This is a genomic window from uncultured Nitratireductor sp., from assembly GCF_913053745.1.
Taxonomy (GTDB): domain Bacteria; phylum Pseudomonadota; class Alphaproteobacteria; order Rhizobiales; family Rhizobiaceae; genus Nitratireductor.
This window is the reverse complement of record NZ_CAJXGF010000001.1, coordinates 71,816-89,512: the sequence shown is the minus strand read 5'-3', so window position 1 is coordinate 89,512 and position 17,697 is coordinate 71,816. Positions and strand designations below refer to the sequence as shown.

The window sequence follows — 17,697 nt, the reverse complement described above, 5'->3', positions numbered from 1 at the left end:
ATCGGGTGTCAGCCGGCAGCGGGGCCTGCCGTGCGGATGTCGAACTCCCGAATGAATTTCTCGTTGTCGGGCACCTGATTTCTAAAGCGTTCGATATCGTAAGCTTCAATTGGCGTATCGCTGTGTCCGGTTCGGATCAGTTCGCTGAGCACGGCGCCTATTCCTGGAGCGATCTGAAACCCGTGGCCGCAGCAGGCAAAGGCGTGGAAAAGACCGTTTTGTTTCCGGCTGGGCCCGATAATCGGGCGCATGTCGGGCAAATAGCCCTCGACGCCCGACCAGACGCGGATGACGTGCGCATCGCGCAGGAGAGGAACGACGGCTCCAAGGGCCTCCATTCCCGCAAGGGTTTTGCCCGGAGGGACGAATGTGTGATTGCCATCCGCTTCGCTCGCCGTGCGCGGATAACCTGCAACAATGACATTGCCCCTCGGTATCTGACGGAAGATGACGCTGCCGTTCACCATTTGCATGGAGGGTTGGATCACATGTGGAAAGGGCTCGGTCACGAATTGCGGCGGCCCTGCGGAAAACACCGGCACCAGCTCGCCGAAACGTGCGGCGATCGCACCGCCCCAGGCACCTGCTGCATTGACCAGCGAACTCGATACGAACGATCCTTTTGTGGTTTCCACCTCGAAACGTGAGCCGGTGTGGAGGGTTGAAAGCGTTTCGCAATGCTCGATGATTCTTGCGCCGAACCGTTGTGCCACGCGCATGACGGCTGGCGTGGCGAGTCGCGGATTGGCGGTTGCATCGCGGCCGCAAAAGGTGGCGGCAAGCGTGTCCTCGGCGAGATAGGGGAAGCGCTTCTTCAAGGCTTTCGTTGCCAGCATTTCGATATTCAGGCCTTGTCCCCGCGCAATTTCCGCATGGTGCTCCAGCTTGGCGAGTTCCGGCTCGTTCCTGGCGATGTAGAGATGACCGGTGCGATCGTATTCGAAGCTCTCACCGGTGGTTTCTTCGAATGTTTCCCATATGGCCTGTGCCCTCAGGGAAAGCGGATATTGATAAGGGTCGCGCCCCTGAAGGCGCAGATTCCCGAAATTCGCTCCACTGGATTGTGCCCCCACGAAGCCTTTCTCGAGCACCGTCACCGGGTGCCCCTCACGCGCGAGAAAATAAGCAGTGAACGCGCCGATCAGACCGCCGCCGATGATGATCGTCTCCGTTTCCTGTGTCATCGGGCGGTGGTTTCCGACGTGGACAATGGCACTGGCTTGACGGGCGCCTGAGCGCGCAGTCGGCCGACTGCATCGATAGGTTTTCCACATGCCGCGGCGGTTATTTCGGCAAGCGCCGCGCTGCAGAAGCGTCCCTGACAGCGGCCCATGCCGCAGCGGGTGATGGCCTTCATGCGGTTCAGCTCGATGGGGCCGAGCGCCTGCTTCGCTGCCGCGCGTATGTCACCTGCCGTTACGTTCTCGCAACGACAGACGATTGTATGGTCGGGCAGGGTCTGTGCTGTTTCATGGGGCCAGCGGAAAGCCTTTGCGAGATGATGCTGAAACCTGCGCAATTTGCAGACCTGCCGTTGCAGGTCCCTTCTATCCTTGCCGATCTGCGACATGCCGAGATCGCCCAGCAATCCCGTGGCGGCAAGCATGCCGCTGGCGATGGCGGCGTCTGCGCCGCCAGTCGCCGCGCCGTCGCCGGCTATGTAAAGGCAGTCTCCGGCGCGCCCGCTTGTGTCGATCTTCGGCAGCCATTGGCGAAGGCCGTGGTCGAACTGGAATTCCGCCCCTGCAAGTTCCGGCAGCTGGGTTTCGGCACGCAGCCCATATCCGAGCGCAACGGCGTCGCAAGCGATACGATGCTTCCTGCCCCATGCATCAGCATATCGTATCGCAGCCACCCGGCCTTGCCCTTCAATTCCTTGCAGTTTGACACCGCTATGGACAGGCACACCGCGCTTTTTCAGCGACCATAGATAAGAGAGACCCTGCACGAAAGTTCGACTGGATTGAAGAAGGCCTGGCGCGGCACGGAGTTTTTGACGCAGCGGGGTCGTATCGAGCACGCAAAGCTGTCGTGCGCCAAGCTTGTGATATTGCAGGGCGGCCAGCAGGAGCAGCGGCGAACTGCCGGCGAATACGATCCGGCGACCAATGAAACAGCCCTGGTCCTTAAGCGCGACCTGGGCGGCGCCGAGCGAGAAAACGCCGGGAAGCGTCCAGCCGGGCAGGGGCATCAGCCGGTCTGTGGCGCCGGGGGCCAGGATAAGACCATCAAAGGCAATTTCGGAGAAGCCTTCCGCATTGAGTGTATGCGCCTTGCCGCCATGAATGGCCCAGACAAGTGTCGATGGACGATAGTCGATCTTGTCGAGGCATCCACGAAACCTGGAATGAAGGTTCTGGTGTTTATTGTACTCGTGCCCGTAGATTGCACGGGTGTCGAGTTCGATGTCAGCGTTGGTTTGCCGAAAACCCTGTCCGCCTGCGAGACTGTTCTCATCGATGACGGTGGGGCGAACGCCCGCCTCCGCCAGTGCGACGGCGGCACTCATTCCGGCCGGACCTGCGCCTATGATCAGGATTTGGCGCAAGGTCTGTTTCCCGTCAGCCGCGCGGGAGGCGATGTCAAGAGATCCAACTCAGGGGAAGCCGGTGTCGAACACGCTCGAATGCGCTTTCCCTCGACGCTCCAAACCCAGCAATCCTGACAGGCTCGCATCAGGCAGAATCCCGCACGCGGCTCTTCGGTAAATTCCGAGTACCGCAACACATGACGGTTCTGGAGCACGGCGGAAAGTACGCTTTCTCCCGCATTGGCCGATATGACGTGCCCGTCGATGCGAAACCGTAAGGGTGTACCGATACGACGCCCCACCGCTACAAATTGGGCTTCACTGGCGCTTGCTCGATCGCTGGAAGACATATCTATTGAATAGCAATAATTATTATCGTTATGAAAATGATTGAATCCAATCGATGAATTGTCAACAGGCTGCGTTCAGAGTTTGGAGATTGACCTTGCAGCGGCAACGACAAGTGGAGCGAACCGCTCGACGAGTTCGGAGTGGGTGTAGCGCGCCAGCGAAGTCGCGATGTTGATTGCCGCAATCGGGCGACCGACCGTATCGAGAATGGCTGCGGCAACGGAGCCGTCGCCGTGGTAGATCTCCTCGCACGCGACAGCAAAGCCGGATTGGCTGGCCTCGGCGACCCGCGCCTCAATCTCAGTCTTGTCCCAGACGGTGTGCGGCGTGAACGGGCGTAGATCCGAAGCCTCGATGATGGCTGTCGCTTCACTCGCGGGCAGCCGTGACAGGATGGCAAGCCCTGGTGCTGTGCAATAGGCGGGAAGCCTCGTTCCCAAAATGACATCGGTATTGAGCACGTGTCGGCTGAGGAAACGTGAGACGAAAACCACCTCAGTGTCATCCGGAATGGTCAGATTGACCGTTTCCTCGGTTTCCTTGCTCAGGTGCTGCAGATAGGGCAGCGCTCTTTCCATAAGGCGGTTGGCGCGCGTGAAGTGATAGCCAAGATCGAGCGTCCTCACGCTGAGTTCGAACTGCCGTGTGGCCGGGCTCTTGTTGAGGTATCCCAGTTTCACGAGCGTGTGTGTGAAGCGTTGCGCTGCGCTCATGTCCAGATCGGTCTCCGCCGCGATCTGGGACAGGTTCATGGTTGAGCGCTCAGCATTGAATGCGGAGAGAACGCGGAAGGCCTTCTCGACGGAACGCACCATCAACGGATCGGATTTCGACGGTTTTTCCCTGCTTGTCACTGGAATGGGTCCTTTTGCCAGAGGTCGAATTACGACCGGAAGCGGTGCAGATGTCGGATAGGCCCTCTAGCCCATTCGGCAAAAAACGGGAAGCGAGCTTGACATAATGAAAACGTTACGTTCAAAATACAATAATAATTATTGCATAGAAATAGCTGGAGTGGCAAATGCGTGAATTCATCCTCACTGAGGTCGAAGGTTCCGTCTTCAAGATCACGCTGAACCGACCGCAGGTGATGAACGCCTGGAACGCGACCATGCGAGAAGAGCTGATGGACGCCCTGGCGGAGGCCGAAGACAATGACGCGGTCCGGGCCGTCATCCTGACTGGCGCGGGGGATCGCGCTTTTGGTGCCGGACAGGACTTGAACGAGACAAAGTCGTTCGATGCGGACCGTGCCGAGGTCTGGATCGGCGAGTGGGAAAAACTTTATGACCGCTTCCGCAGGCTTTCGAAACCGATCATCGCTGCGTTGAATGGCGTTGCGGCGGGGTCGGCGTTTCAGGTCGCCCTGCTCTGCGATCTGCGAATAGGACACGCCGGTGTGCGCATGGGACAGCCGGAGATCAACTCCGGAATTCCCAGCACGACCGGCCCGTGGATCATGCGGGAAATGCTGGGTATGGCGCGCACGATCGACCTGACGCTTACCGGCCGCCTGATGGACGCGGACGAAGCCGAAAGGATCGGTCTCATCAATCGGCTGGTTCCGCAGGACAAGGTGGCCGAAGAAGCCATGAAGCTTGCGGTGGAACTGGCATCGAAGCCACCTGTCGCGATGCGGCTCGATCGTCAGCGTTTCCGCGAGATGACGGAAGCGAGCCTGCAGGATGCGCTCAGCGCGGGCATTCGCATTCAGCGTGAAGCCTACGCGACAGGAGAGCCGGCCCGCATGATGGAGGCTTTTCTCGCGAAGCGCAGGGCCAAAAGCGCGTAAAGCTGCTTAACTGGAGAAAAGGGGAACGAAATGACAAAGCAAAACAACATCTCTTTGACTCGCCGTACCGTGCTTTTGGGAGCAGGCGCGGCACTGGCTGCACCGGCGATCCTGCGCCCGGCTTACGGTTCGACGACTCTTACCGTGGCCGATCCCGGCGGACCGTTCAGCCCGGCTTTCCGCAAGGCGTTTTACGCCCCTTTCGAGAAAGAAACCGGAATGACGATTGCCAATGTGGCGCGGGAGGCGGAGCCCACTGCGCAGTTCAAGTCGATCGTCGAGACGGGAACCTTCATCTGGGATGTGTGCACTCTTACCCTTTCGGCACGGATGATATTGGAGGAGCAGGATCTGCTCGAGCCGACTGGCGTGGAAGCGGCGGATGCTCCAGGCATGATGAAAGAAGCGCTGTTCACCAATTTCGTCGGCACGGATGTCTATTCGACGATCTTCGCCTACCGCACGGACAAGCTCAAGGAGAACGCACCAAAGTCCTGGACGGATTTCTGGAATGTCGAAGCGTTCCCGGGCCGCCGCGCCCTGCGTAAAAATCCTATCGATACGCTGGAACAAGCGCTTCTGGCCGACGGTGTGCCGCTGGACGATCTGTATCCGCTCGATCTCGATCGGGCTTTCGCCAGTCTCGACAAGATCAAACCGCATATTGATGTCTGGTGGACTGGCGGCGCACAATCCACCCAGCTGCTCCAGAGCGGCGAGGTTGACATGATTTCCGGCTGGAATGCGCGTCTTCAGGCGGCCATTGATGGTGGTGCTCCTGCCGAACTTGTCTGGAATCAGGGACTGTATTCGGTCGAGGGCTGGGGCATTCCCAAGGGAAACCCGAAGGCTGATGCCGCGCGCGAGTTTGTCAAATTCTGCACGCGACCGGAACAACAGGCGCTCTACACAAGCGAGCTTGCCTATGGGCCGACCAATCAGAAAGCCTATGACAGCATCGATGCGGAACGCGCCAAGGTCTTACCGACTGCGCCGGCCAACATCTCGCAGATGCGGCTGGCGAGCGAAGACTGGTGGAGCGAGAACCGCGCAGACGTTACCGAGCGTTTCAACGCCTGGCTTCTGATCTAGCAATTGCTTCTCTGGTGAGCGACCGGCTTGCATCGAGCCGGTTGCGCACGGGCACGCCCGACCTCGGGCGTGCGCTTTGACCTATTCAGGATGAACGATGGTGCATGTGGACTCTAAGAACGCGTTGCCGAAGCTGAAGATAAGCGGGCTTGGGAAGCGCTATGGCGAAGTGGTCGCTCTGGAGCCGACCGAGTTGACCGTGAACGCGGGAGAATTCGTGACGCTGCTTGGCCCCTCCGGCTCGGGCAAGACGACACTGCTACAGATGATTTCGGGTTTGACAGAACCGACCACGGGAACGCTGCATGTGGACGGCCGCGACGAGACGGCGACGCCTGTGCACCGGCGCGACATGGGGCTGGTGTTCCAGCACTACGCTCTCTTTCCCCATATGACGGTTGGCGAGAACATCGCTTTCCCGCTGAAAATGCGCGGCGCACCGACGAACGAAGTCCGCGAACGCGTTCGCGAAACCTTGGCCAAGGTGCAGCTCGAACAGTATGGCGACCGTTTTCCGCGCGAGCTTTCCGGCGGTCAGCAGCAACGCGTGGCGCTTGCGCGCTGCTTTGTTTACCGCCCTCAGATCGTCCTTATGGATGAGCCGTTGGGCGCGCTCGATAAAAACCTTCGCGAGCACATGCAATTCGAAATCAAGCGGCTGCATCGGGAATTCGGAACCACCGTTATCTATGTGACCCACGATCAGGAGGAGGCGCTGGTTCTTTCGGATCGGATCTGCCTTATGAACCATGCACGTGTCGAGCAGATCGGCACGCCGCGCGAAATCTATTCGCGGCCCAAGAGCATTTTTTCGGCTCGCTTCATCGGGCTTTCGAACCTTTTCATCGGCAAGGTTTCCGATGCAGGCGACGGCCGCATTGTCGTGGCCAATTCCAATGGCAGTTTTGAAGCGAGGCAAGAAAATTGCGGCCCGCTCGTCAACGGCAAGGCAGGGCTGGTTCTGCGGCCAGAGCAATTGCGCCCGGGTCCCGCGGGGGCCGGGGAAAACGACATCACCGGAACGGTTACCGAAATCATCTATGTGGGGTCGGACACTCGTCTGGTGTTGACCTTGCAGGACGGAGAAACAGTATCGGTGCGTCATGACCCGGCGACCACGCTGCCAGCGCTTGGCGATTCTCTCACCTATCACTGGCCCATCGATGTTGCGGTGGTGGTTTCATGACTGCGGCCGGCCTTTCCGCCTCGCCACGAACCTTTCGCCTGCGCGCCAACGCATTGTGGCTTGCCGCGCCAGCGATTGCGTTCCTGGTCGTTTTTTTCCTCATTCCCGTGGGTCGGCTTCTTTTCCTGAGCATTCAGGGAGATACCGGCAGCCTGACGGCCGAGCATTATGATCGCCTTCTCCATACGGAGGTATATTGGCGCATCCTCATAATCACGTTCCGGATCGCGGGTTTGACCGCCTTTTTTTCGCTGCTGCTCGGTTATCCGCTTGCCTATTGGCTCTCCCAGCTCAAAGAGCAACGACGAAATCAGATGCTGCTTTTGGTGTTGGTCCCGTTCTGGACGAGCTATCTGGTCAAGGCTTTCGCCTGGATGCTGCTGCTTGGCAATCAGGGCGTGTTGAACCGGCTTCTGGGCGGTGCAGGGATCACCGACAGTCCGCTGCCGCTCATGTACAATGAGTTCGGAGTGATCGTCGGCATGGTGCATGCGATGATGCCGCTCGCGGTTCTCACGATGATGCCCGTGATGAGCGGAATAGATACGCGGTTGTCCCAGGCGGCCGGCACGCTGGGGGCCAATGGTGCCCATCGTTTCTGGATGGTCTATTTTCCGCTGTCCATTCCCGGAATGGCTGCAGGCGGCCTGCTTACGTTCATCACATCGCTCGGCTTCTTTATCGTCCCGGCCTTTTTGGGGGGACGACAGCAGACCATGCTCGCGCAGCTCATCATCATTCAGGTGCAGGAATTGGTGAACTGGGCGTTCGCCGGAGTTCTCGCGACCATGCTGCTGGTGTCGGCCCTCATCGCGTGCTGGATCTATAATCACCTTTTCGGCCTGGCATCGCTATCAGCGGGAAGCAGCACGGCCGATAAAACGTCGTCCGCCTGGACACGTCGTTTTGGCTTTGCCCTTCTTGAGAAGCTTGCGTGGATTACGTCGGCGGTAACCGGTCGGTTTTCCCAAGGAGGCCGCGGGAAGATCCTGCCGGGCTATGTCGCGCTGATCGTTTTTTTCCTGGTGGCGCCGACGCTGATGGTGATCCCCATCGCCTTTACAAGCTCGGATTTCCTGGAGTTTCCGCCGCCGGGATACAGCACGCGCTGGTTCAGCCTTTATTTCAATTCGCCGATATGGATTTCCGCGACGGTTCGCTCGTTTGGGGTCGCCTTCGCGACCGCCATCGCGGCGACAGCTATCGGTGGATTGGCCGCCCTTGCCATTGCCCGTTCGCGTTCCCGCTTCGGTGGGGTGGTGTTCGCCTTCATGCTGGCGCCGATGATCGTGCCGCGCATCGTGATTGCAGTCGGATTGTTTTACCTGTTCGCGCAGATGGGGCTGGTGGCGACCAATCTGGGGCTCGTGATCGGCCACACGGTTCTCTCCATTCCCTTCACTTTCGTTGCGATCGCCGCGGTGCTCAAAGGGTATGATTGGCGTCTCGATCAGGCGGCCGCATCGCTTGGCGCGGGGCGGTTCCAGGTTCTGCGCCTGATTACCGTACCTCTGATCCGCGGCGGGGTCATTTCGGCATTCCTGTTCGCCTTCGTCACGTCCTTCGACGAACTAACAATCGCCATCTTCGTGAGCGGCGGGCTGAAATCCACCCTTCCCAAGCAGATGTGGGACGACATGATCCTGCAACTCAATCCGACCCTGGCTGCCGTCTCCGTGGTGGTGCTTGTCATCGTCACGGCGATCCTGCTCGTTGCCGACCGTTTGCGCCGTTGAGGCGCGGGCGGTTGCTTCAGGACAGTGGGGAAGAGGTTATTCAAAATATCCAAGGTAAGAGAATGCAAATGTCAGAAGGTTTCATCGACCTGCTTTGCCGGCACGCGGCTGACAGCCCGGAGAGGATATTCGCCCGGCACGAGGGTATCGGGGTCTCGTTCGCCGATCTCGAACGGGCTTCGGCTCAACTGGCGACGGCGATCCGCGAAAAGGGTATCAAGCGCGGCGACCGCATCGCGGTTGCCATGCGCAACAGCCCGTTCGCGATGGCGACAATCTATGCAATCACCCGCGCTGGCAATGTCTGGGTTCCGGTCAACGTTGCCCTCAAGGGGGAAGGGCTGGAATACATCCTTGGTCACAGTGATCCATCCCTGATCGTTGCAGACGAGGAGTTTGCCGAGCCAATCGCGGGTTGCAGTGCGGCACGCGGCGTGCCTCTTCTGATCAATCGCGAGCGGAACCTGCCCAGCGGCGACGCGACGTTCGACGAGGCTCTCCCTCAGCCCGACGATGCAGCGGCCATCATGTACACCTCTGGGACGACGGGTCCGGCGAAGGGCGTGATCGTGACCCATCGCATGCTGCGTCTCGCTGCAGAGGCAGTCGCCTTGTGTTCTGCGCCACGGGCTGGCGATGACTATTACGTATGGGAGCCCTTCTACCATATCGGAGGAGCGCAGACCTTGTTCCTGCCCCTGGTTCGCGACGTTACCCTCACTCTGGGAAACCGCTTCAGCGCAAGCCGTTTCTGGCAGGATGTCAGCGCTGCGGGTTCCACGCATATTCATCATCTCGGGGGTGTCATCCAGATTCTGCTCAAGCAACCGCCATCGCCGCTCGACAGAGGCCACAATGTGCGGATCGCCTGGGGAGGGGGATGCGCCACGGAAGTTTGGCGGGCGTTCGAACAGAGGTTCGGCATTCACGTCAGGGAATGCTATGGCATGACCGAGGCATCGAGTCTGACGACTTACAACGATACCGGCCTTGTCGGTTCTGTCGGAAAGCCCATGCCTTGGTTCAGCGTGCGCCTGCTTGACGATGACGGCCGGGAAAGTCTCGACGAACGTGGGGAGATCGTCATCACGACGTCCGTTCCCGGCGCCATCTTTCCCGGCTATTTCCGCAATCCCGAGGCAACGGCGAAAGCGCTTTGCCCAGAGGGGTTTCGCACCGGCGATATCGGTTCCTGGGACGACGACGGAAACCTTTTCTTTCATGGCAGGAAATCCGACAGTGTGCGTTGCCGGGGTGAAAACGTCTCGTCGTGGGAGGTCGAGCATGTCGCCGGGCAACATCCCGACGTGGAAGACAGCGCCATGATCGGCGTGGCGACCGATGTAGGAGAACAGGACATCAAGCTGTTTGTGCAGCTCAAGCCGGGCGCGACAGCGGATGCGGATGCCCTCGGCGCTTGGTTGGAGCAACGGCTGGCTGGGTTTCAGGTGCCGCGGTACATCGCTTTCGTGAAGATGTTCGAGCGCACCCCCAGCCAGCGCATCATGAAGCACAGACTGTCAAACTCCACCCATGATTGCTGGGACCGGATGGCCGCGACGGAGCGTGCGTGATGAGCGACACATTCAACACTGACGTCCTGATTTCGGGAACGGGAATCTTTGCGGGCCGCATCGCTTTGGATATTGCTTCGACGGCACAGGAGCCGATCAATGTAGTGATCGCCGGCCGCAACCGCGACAGGCTGGATTGGTTGAGGACCGCGGGCAATGCGCGTGCGTCGATGTTTTCTCGCCCTGCCTCCTTTTCAACGATGGAGGTGGATTTGCTTGAAGAGGGTGCTGCGGAGCGGATGATCCTGAAGACCCGGCCGAAAATCGCCGTCCAGGCGGCATCCGTGCAGACGTCTTCGGTGATTTCAGATTCAGGAAATGCCTGGACAGCATTGGTGGCCGAGGGTGGGTTGAGTGCTACCGCCATCTTCCAGGCGCTTCTGACAAGCCGGGTTGGCAAGGCGATCAGCGAACACTCCCCAACGAGCGCTTTGATCAATTGCTGCTTTCCGGACGTGGTGAACGCGATGATTCAGGCACTGGGCCACAAGGTGCTTTGCGGCACGGGAAACGTTGCAATCCTTTCCAACGTTTTTGCAGGCGCTCGCGGGGCGGCGGGATCGGAACATCTGCGCGTGCTTGCCCATTACCAGAACCTTGGCGCATGGCGCTTGACGCGCGAGCGGAGAAACGGGGCAACGCCGCCGCGTGTCTTTCTGGATGACCGGGAGGTTGAGGACGTGTTCGAGGCGTTTTCAACGGTCAAGCTGACCCCCGAACCGGCCATTGAAGTCTCCGGGGCTTCGGGTGTGACTTTGATCTGCGCTTACGCGGCTGGCCGACCCTGGTCAGGACATGTGCCGGGACCGGGCGGTTTGCCGGGGGGGTACCCGGTGCGGCTCGAGGCAGGAGAACTGCATCTTGACCTTCCTGAAGGTCTCACGCGGAAAGAGGCCATTTCGTGGAACCATGCGTTCGAGGCGAAGAACGGCATGGTTCTGGACGGGCAGCGTGCCCATTTCACGGGCCGGCTGAAGGCTGCCTTCGAACGGGTCGGTTTCGCCCATGCCGGCGGATTCGAGGTCGATCGTCTGGAGGAGGTCTTTCGGGACTTGGCACTTCTGCGCGACAGGCTGAGTGTGCGGCCGTCCTGACCGGGAGGATGTCGTGAGCGATGCGTTGAAGGTGGTCGTCATCGGTGCTGGCATAGTCGGCGCCTTTGCTGCATGGGAACTGGTTCAGAGCGGACACGATGTGATCGTTCTCGATGTCGACCAGCCAGGTGGAAAGCAGGCCGCCAGTTATGGCAATGGCGCATGGATCATGGAGAGTTCCCTTTTGCCGGTTTCGGTGCCGGGCTTGTGGCGGCAAGTGCCGGGTTATCTCATGGATCCCCTTGGTCCGTTCGCCATTCGCCGGTCTCATCTTTTTGCGCTGACGCCATGGCTCACTCGGTTCCTTCTGGCCGGTTCAAGTGTCGGGAAGGTCGAACGGACGGCCAGTTTCCGCCACGCGCTGACGCACGGGGCGTTACAGCGCTACCGGTCGGTCGCGAAAGCAAACGGCCTCGTTTCCCTTCTCAAGCACGATGGGCATCTCTTCCTTTATTCTGATCGGGAGGCCTTCGAGGCCGATGGCCTCGCCTGGCGTTTGCGCCGGCATTACGGCATCGAATGGCGAGAGTTGGAAGACGAGGCGCTGCGCGCCTTCGAGCCCGGATTGGGCGCGCACCACCGGTTCGGCGTTTATGTTCGTGCCGGCGCGAATCTTACCGATCCTGGCGCATTCGTCACCGGTCTGGTCGAAGGTGCCGTTCGGCAGGGCGCCGTTCTGCAAAGGGCGCGTGCAACCGGCTTCAGGCTCGAGGGAAACCGGTTGCGCGCGGTGAAGACCGAAAGCGGCGAGATCTGTTCCAACAGGGCGGTCCTTACAGCGGGCATAGACGCGCGGGACTTGACGATGCAATGCGGCGATCGGGTGCCGCTCGAAACGGAGCGGGGTTACCATGTGGTGGTGCCGGAAGCCGCGGGCGGCCCGCGTCATCCAATCATGTTGATGGACGGTAAGATGGTTTTCACAAGGACGCGCGCGGGTCTGCGCGTTGCCGGTCAGGTGGAACTTGCCGGCCGCGAGGCAGCGCCGGACTGGCGACGCGCAGACATCCTAGTGAAGCATCTGCAACGGGCATTTCCCGAATTTTCGAGGCAATTCGAGGAGGGCGTGGTCGATCGATGGATGGGGCATCGCCCCTCGACACCCGACGGTATTCCCTGCATCGGTCCGTCGCGGCTTTCACCGGATGTGATCTACGGTTTCGGACACGGTCACAGCGGCATCACCATGGCGCCGGCGACAGGCAGGCTTATCGCTGATCTTTGCGGGGGGAGGCATTCTCTCATCGATTCGAAACCTTACTGGGCGGAGCGTTTCCGATGACCGACGTTGAGCCGGTCTTCATCGATGAAGGAGAGATTCGCAGACTCGGCCTGACCCCGAGCGATGCTCGCAATGCCCTCTTGCACGCCTATCGTCTCCAGCATGCAGGGCGTGTCCATGTTCAGCCGAAGATGTCTCTCGACATCGCCCCGGGGCGCAAGTTCCAGGCCATGTGCGCGGCCTGCGAGGAACTGGGGCTGGCTGTCGTGAAATGGCTTGGTGTCGCGCCCCGTATTGCAGGGGATGCTTCGCCCGGTATTCATGCGCTGGCCGTGCTGAACGACTTCAATTCCGGCGTTCCACTTGCCGTCATGGAGGCCAACGCCATGACGGGGTTGCGTACGGCAGGCATGTCTGCGCTGGCGGCGTGGTTTCTCGCCCGCAAAGACAGCAGGACGATTGGCTTCATCGGCTGCGGACTACAAGCGCGCATGCATTTGGAAGCGATGTGCGATCTCTTTCCAAGTCTGACTGTGGCACTTTGCAACAGCCGATCGGAGCAATCTGCCCGGCGTCTGGCGGATTCTGCAGAAACGCTGGGCTTGGAAGGCAGGGTCTACCCCGATCCTGCACAGCTCTTGCGGGAGAGTGACATCGTTGTTACCTCGGTCCCCGCGAGCGCGGATTTCGAGCCATTTCTGGACGCTTCCCACCTTGCGCCGGGGGCTTTCGTTGCAGCGGTGGATATAGGACGGTCCTGGCATTCGGAGGGATTTGCGGCCGTTGACTGTGTGGCGACCGACAGTCGTCTCCATCACGGTATCGATATGAAACCGGGCATTGGAATCGACTGCGATCTGTCGGAATTGGCTGGCGGTGTTCACGCGGGCCGGGAATCGGAAGCCCAAAGGGCTCTTTTCGTGTTTCAGGGACATGCAACCGCAGATCTGGCCATTGCGTGGCTGGTGCGGTCTCGGCTTTAGCCGGCGATCGCATGTCCCTCTTGGTTTGTGAGCCGGTCCGGTTGGCGGCCACGAGTGCTCTCGGCCAGCCTCCTTATAAGTTGATCTTGTGACAAGCTTGTCCGTGGCGTTTCGCTCAATGCGGGCGAGAATGCCTGCATTTCCAAGGAGCACTGGATCAAGCAGCGGGTTTCAACGCCTTGAGGCGCGTATCTGAAGCGTTATGGCAGTTGTCGCGTCAGTTGCTTCACGACCCCCGCTCGCCGTGCTAATCACCTTGCCGAATGAAGAAAAACTTCACAAAGCCGGTCCGTGGGCTCGATAGTGTCTCTGCTTTTCTGCGAGTGGTGGAGCGCCAGAGCTTCCGCGCGGCGGCGAGCGATCTCGGCGTATCTCCTTCCGCCGTCAGTCAGGCTGTCCGGTCGCTGGAAGCACGTGTCGGCGTGGCGTTGGTTTCGCGCTCGACGCGTAGCGTCGGCCTGACGGAAGCTGGCCAGCGCTTTCTCGAGCGGGCGAAGCCGGCCATGGAAAACCTCGACGCTGCATTCGAGGCGGCCCGTTCTCTCGCCGCGCGGCCTTCCGGACTGCTGCGCATTACCGTGCCACGCTCCGTCATGGCGTCTGTGCTCGAACCAGCGCTGCCGGCGTTTTGCACGGCCTATCCGGACATAGACATCGAGATCGTGGCCGATTCCGGATTCGTGGATATCGTTTCGGAGGGTTTCGATGCGGGCATAAGGCTTGGAGAGCTTGTGCACGCCGACATGATCGGCGTCAGGCTGACGCCGCCGTTCCGATATTGTGTCGTGGGCGCGCCTTCCTATTTCGAACAGCATGGCCGCCCCCTGACACCAGCCGATCTCGGCAACCACCGCGCACTCCGCTATCGCCAGCAGAGTTCGGGCGGGATCTATCGCTGGGAGTTCCTCGATAAGGGCCGGGAGATCGAGATCGGGGTGCCCGGTCCGCTGACACTCAACGACGAGACGCTGTTGCCATCGATGGCATCGAACGGTCTCGGTCTCGCCTATCTGGCAGAGCCGCTGGTGCGCGAAAGTCTCAAACGCGGGGATCTCGAAACCGTATTGGATAGGTTTTGTCCGCAAAGCCCCGGCCTGTTTCTTTATTATCCAGGTCGCGCCCAGAGCCTGCCGAAACTCAAAGTCTTCGTCGAACACATGATAAGGCAGCGTCCGTCTCTGGAAGCCCGTATGACGCATTGATCCATTGGATCGCACGCGCAACCATCGTGAAGCGCTGCTTCACGGTTCGTGCAGATCAAGCCGGATTGTCGTTCGCATGCGCCGCAGTCTAGCTTCTCCAAATTCAATGTGATCCCGAAGACGGCGGTTGGCGCGGCATGATGGAACAAGAAAACGAAGAACCGGCAAATCCCGGAAGGCGGCGTGTGCTTGGCGTGGCGGCAGCCGGTTCCCTCGCGGGAGCGGCGATGGGGGTTACGGGAGGCATGGCCCTTGCCGGGGTAGGGCGTCCGCCAGCTTCGCCGGTCTTCGAGGGCAGGCGTCGTTTTGCCGATCAGGTGGTCATGATCACCGGCGCGACGTCAGGGATCGGACGGGCGGCGGCGGAAGCCTTCGCGGCCGAGGGCGCGCGCGTCGTGTTTTGTGGACGGCGCGAGGCGCTGGGAGCGGAAGTGGAGAAGACGATTCGCGAGACAGGTGGCGAAGCGCTCTACATAAAGGCGGATGTGCGCGAGGCAGAAGAGATCGACAGTTTCGTCCGGCGCGCGGTGGCGCGTTTCGGCGGAATCGACCTGGCGCTCAACAATGCCGGCATCAGTTTCAGCAAGCCGCTGCACGAGATCGAAGCAGACGACTGGGACGACCTGCAAAGCACGAATGTGCGTGGCGTCTTCCTGTCGATGAAGGCGCAGATTCCACATATGCTCGATCGCGGGGCCCAGATCATCGTGACGGCCTCGGTCAATATTGTCGGGGCGCGACCCGGTCTTGGCGCCTACAATGCCAGCAAGCGCGCGCTGGCCGGGCTCGTGCAGACTGCGGCGTTGGAATATGCCGACAGGGGCATCCGGGTGAACGGTATTTGTCCGGGTGCGACCGATACGGAGATGATCCGCCGGCAGGCCGGTTTCATCGATGCGCCGGATGCCGCATGGAACGCTGCGATCGGCCTTTGGAGCCGCAGCAATGTTGCGGGCTTGCAGCGGGTCGCGGCGCCCCGCGAGATTGCGGCAGTGATCCTGAATATGGCTTCCCCGGACATGAGCTATCTGACCGGTTCGATGATTTTTGTCGATGGCGGAATGACCGCTTCTCTTTGACCACGGCAAAGGGCCGATGCCGAGCCTGACGATTTGCGATCCACTGGCTTCAACATGGAAACGAAAGCGGATTCGCTATGCACATACTCTTAAATCATCACGCCGTCTTTTAACTCGGCCACGTTGAGACGTCGCTGTTCCGCGGTTTCAGCCAGAACGGATCGCGCCACCGGACAGTGACAATGACGGGAGCGGATGGCAGCGGTGCGCATGCCGAGACGCGTCGGATGGAGCCAAATTGCATTAATCTGATCATTTAGCATGATCAAGATGATGTAAATTCTATCACTTTAGAAGTTCGAAGTTTGAGTGCAGTTTCCGCTCCATCTGAAGAGCTGAAGCGAGAGCATTGATGACTGAGGTTCCGACATTCTTTCGTCCCCTATGCCAGGGTGGAGGTCGTGGTCCCAGCGGTAGAGGAAAAGGTTCACGAAAAATGCGTCGAGTTGTGAAGCCATGGCGTTGATGCCCGCAATACCTTCCATCTCGAAAGGCGAAGCTTTGCAGCCACGCGGGTAATCGTCAGCTTCTGCCTACGGTCGCAGGGGGCTCCGGCCGCCGACGCGCGGCGTCGTGCGCAAGCGACCGGTTCGGCAAAATGTCGCTCGGTTGGAGGCGCGTGCAATAGGCGCCGTTCGGCTGCTGCTTACGGGCGAGACTGCCGCCTCGATACTGAATACAGGCTTATCGCTTCGATGTCGGGCGATATCAAACTTTGGCCGACAAACTCGCCTGCGGTGCACGCAGCGGAAAAATAAATGCTTGCACATACACATATATTGACAATGCTGCTCTCGCTATATAAGTGCATGTGCATGCATATAAATGGAGGCCGCCGATGAGAACCGTAACTGTCTACTTGGACTATGTTTGTCCGTTCTGCCTGCTTGCGGAGCAGGTTCTGTCTGATGCCATAGGGAACCGGAACATTCGTATATTCTGGCGTGGCTTCGAGTTGCGGCCTCAGCCTGTGCCGACGCTGCGGCCTGAAGATCCATATCTGCCCGCGATCTGGAAGAGATCGGTTTATTCGCTGGCGGAAAGACTTGGAGTGCCAATCAAGCTTCCGTCGATTTCGCCGCAGCCACGGACGGAAAAAGCATTTGAGCTGTTGGCGCTGGCACAGGATAGGGGGCTCGACCATCCGTACTCCATGCAGGTGTTGCGCGCCTTCTTTCAGGAGGATCGCGATATCGGGAATCCCGAAATCTTGATCGAACTGGCGGCTAAGGCGGGGATCGATCCCGGCGAAGCGCGTCAGGCGCTCGAAACCGGTGCTTATCTGGAACGTCATCGCGAGGCGCTGCGCTACGCGCGGGAAGACATGGCGATCACATCAGTTCCTACAATCATTGTCGGTGCACAGGTCTTTCGGGGCACGCCGTCAAGGGACGAACTGCTGCAGGCACTCGAACGGCTTGAAAGAGCTAGCGGCGACTAGAGCCGGTGTGATCCGGCGAAACCGCCGAACGGTCGGCACGTGCGTTCACGAACTCACCACTCAAAAAAGGATAGTTGCAATGAGTTGGCTTTATCTCGGAATCGCCGTGATCTTTGAGATCGCGGTTGCAATCAGTGCGGGCAATGCAAAGGGGTTCACCCGCTTCTGGTGGACGATCGCGACGCTCGTCAGCGGAACCATCGCTACCTTCTTCCTCAGCCTGGCGCTGCTCACCTTCGACGTGGGTGTCGGATACGCGATCTGGACCTCCGTCTCCGGCGTCGGGATCGTCATTCTCGGCGCGCTGTTCTTCGGCCAGCAACTGGGCTGGAAGAAGGCGCTGGGCATCCTCTTGGTCATCGGGGGCGTCGTCGGTCTGCGTCTCAGCGGTGCCGCATGACAGACCGACACGTGA

General features: G+C 59.8%; 16 protein-coding genes. 12 read left to right on the top strand and 4 right to left on the bottom strand.

Going from position 1 to position 17,697, the window contains the following annotated elements; genetic code table 11:
- Positions 1 to 8 precede the first annotated feature (8 nt).
- From QZ638_RS00445 to QZ638_RS00430, 4 genes are all read right to left on the bottom strand, one after another.
- Positions 9 to 1,184 (bottom strand): FAD-binding oxidoreductase, encoded by a 1,176-nt coding sequence (locus QZ638_RS00445; RefSeq protein WP_295805703.1) that lies wholly within the window; start codon positions 1,182 to 1,184, stop codon positions 9 to 11.
- The gene (locus QZ638_RS00440; protein ID WP_295805702.1) at positions 1,181 to 2,548 is read right to left on the bottom strand and encodes an NAD(P)/FAD-dependent oxidoreductase; all 1,368 of its coding nucleotides are present in this window, start codon (positions 2,546 to 2,548) and stop codon (positions 1,181 to 1,183) included. The genes QZ638_RS00445 and QZ638_RS00440 overlap by 4 nt, the downstream gene beginning before the upstream one ends.
- Positions 2,533 to 2,880, bottom strand: coding sequence for a (2Fe-2S)-binding protein (locus QZ638_RS00435; RefSeq protein WP_366936188.1), 348 nt, complete (start codon positions 2,878 to 2,880; stop codon positions 2,533 to 2,535). The genes QZ638_RS00440 and QZ638_RS00435 overlap by 16 nt, the downstream gene beginning before the upstream one ends.
- A gap of 75 nt (positions 2,881 to 2,955) precedes the next feature.
- Positions 2,956 to 3,735 (bottom strand): IclR family transcriptional regulator, encoded by a 780-nt coding sequence (locus QZ638_RS00430; RefSeq protein ID WP_295805700.1) that lies wholly within the window; start codon positions 3,733 to 3,735, stop codon positions 2,956 to 2,958.
- 167 nt (positions 3,736 to 3,902) lie between these two features.
- Between QZ638_RS00430 and QZ638_RS00425 the strand changes: the two genes are divergently transcribed.
- The 12 genes from QZ638_RS00425 (at position 3,903) to QZ638_RS00370 (ending at position 17,682) form a co-directional block, all read left to right on the top strand.
- Entirely contained in the window at positions 3,903 to 4,673 is a 771-nt protein-coding gene (locus QZ638_RS00425; RefSeq protein ID WP_295805698.1) for an enoyl-CoA hydratase/isomerase family protein, read from the top strand.
- 30 nt (positions 4,674 to 4,703) lie between these two features.
- Positions 4,704 to 5,765: an ABC transporter substrate-binding protein gene (locus QZ638_RS00420; protein ID WP_295805697.1), complete on the top strand. Its 1,062-nt coding sequence runs from the start codon at positions 4,704 to 4,706 to the stop codon at positions 5,763 to 5,765.
- Between the two features lie 97 nt (positions 5,766 to 5,862).
- On the top strand, positions 5,863 to 6,951 hold the full coding sequence (locus QZ638_RS00415; RefSeq protein WP_295805695.1) for an ABC transporter ATP-binding protein: 1,089 nt from the start codon (positions 5,863 to 5,865) through the stop codon (positions 6,949 to 6,951).
- On the top strand, positions 6,948 to 8,687 hold the full coding sequence (locus tag QZ638_RS00410; protein ID WP_295805693.1) for an ABC transporter permease subunit: 1,740 nt from the start codon (positions 6,948 to 6,950) through the stop codon (positions 8,685 to 8,687). Before QZ638_RS00415 ends, QZ638_RS00410 begins: the two co-directional genes overlap by 4 nt.
- A gap of 68 nt (positions 8,688 to 8,755) precedes the next feature.
- On the top strand, positions 8,756 to 10,261 hold the full coding sequence (locus tag QZ638_RS00405) for an AMP-binding protein (protein WP_295805691.1): 1,506 nt from the start codon (positions 8,756 to 8,758) through the stop codon (positions 10,259 to 10,261).
- Positions 10,261 to 11,355: a hypothetical protein gene (locus QZ638_RS00400; RefSeq protein ID WP_295805690.1), complete on the top strand. Its 1,095-nt coding sequence runs from the start codon at positions 10,261 to 10,263 to the stop codon at positions 11,353 to 11,355. The genes QZ638_RS00405 and QZ638_RS00400 overlap by 1 nt, the downstream gene beginning before the upstream one ends.
- A 13-nt stretch (positions 11,356 to 11,368) precedes the next feature.
- The gene (locus QZ638_RS00395) at positions 11,369 to 12,637 is read left to right on the top strand and encodes an FAD-binding oxidoreductase (protein ID WP_295805688.1); all 1,269 of its coding nucleotides are present in this window, start codon (positions 11,369 to 11,371) and stop codon (positions 12,635 to 12,637) included.
- Positions 12,634 to 13,560 carry a Gfo/Idh/MocA family oxidoreductase gene (locus QZ638_RS00390; RefSeq protein WP_295805686.1) on the top strand — a complete coding sequence of 309 codons (927 nt, stop codon included), beginning with the start codon at positions 12,634 to 12,636 and terminating at the stop codon, positions 13,558 to 13,560. Before QZ638_RS00395 ends, QZ638_RS00390 begins: the two co-directional genes overlap by 4 nt.
- 263 nt (positions 13,561 to 13,823) lie before the next feature.
- Positions 13,824 to 14,762, top strand: a complete 939-nt coding sequence (locus tag QZ638_RS00385) for a LysR family transcriptional regulator (RefSeq protein WP_295805684.1) — start codon at positions 13,824 to 13,826, stop codon at positions 14,760 to 14,762.
- Positions 14,763 to 14,902: 140 nt separating this feature from the next.
- Positions 14,903 to 15,841: an SDR family oxidoreductase gene (locus QZ638_RS00380; protein WP_295805682.1), complete on the top strand. Its 939-nt coding sequence runs from the start codon at positions 14,903 to 14,905 to the stop codon at positions 15,839 to 15,841.
- An 838-nt stretch (positions 15,842 to 16,679) separates the two neighbouring features.
- Complete coding sequence (locus QZ638_RS00375; protein ID WP_295805681.1) at positions 16,680 to 17,282, top strand: DsbA family protein; 603 nt, start codon at positions 16,680 to 16,682, stop codon at positions 17,280 to 17,282.
- A 79-nt stretch (positions 17,283 to 17,361) separates the two neighbouring features.
- Positions 17,362 to 17,682: a multidrug efflux SMR transporter gene (locus QZ638_RS00370; protein WP_295805679.1), complete on the top strand. Its 321-nt coding sequence runs from the start codon at positions 17,362 to 17,364 to the stop codon at positions 17,680 to 17,682.
- The last annotated feature ends 15 nt before the right edge of the window (positions 17,683 to 17,697 follow it).